Origin of the sequence: Vibrio sp. 10N.286.48.F5 (genome assembly GCF_041469785.1) — a bacterium.
Lineage (GTDB): Bacteria > Pseudomonadota > Gammaproteobacteria > Enterobacterales > Vibrionaceae > Vibrio > Vibrio crassostreae_C.
In genome coordinates this window covers 1-257 of the sequence record NZ_JBFRLG010000056.1, presented here as the reverse complement: position 1 = coordinate 257, position 257 = coordinate 1, and the positions used below count along the sequence as shown (strand labels likewise).

Annotated in this window: 1 tRNA gene; it reads right to left on the bottom strand. The window is 47.5% G+C overall.

Features of this window, described 5'->3' with window-relative positions:
* Nucleotides 1–121: 121 nt before the first annotated feature.
* Nucleotides 122–196 (bottom strand) — tRNA-Gln (locus tag AB4185_RS21520).
* Nucleotides 197–257 lie beyond the last annotated feature (61 nt).

The following is a 257-nucleotide window of genomic DNA, read 5'->3' as shown; positions in this document are numbered from 1 at the left end:
TGAACTCTCACACCTCTCGGCGCCAGAACCTAAATCTGGTGCGTCTACCAATTCCGCCACGACCGCAGCAAATCTTTGTAGTCATACTGAATATTGGTGATTCAATATAACGTTGTAATAGTGGCTGGGCTACCTGGATTCGAACCAGGGAATGCCGGCATCAAAAGCCGGTGCCTTACCGCTTGGCGATAGCCCAACAATGAATGGTCATCTAATGAAAGAAACACATTCTAAATAATGGTGCGGTCGGAGAGACT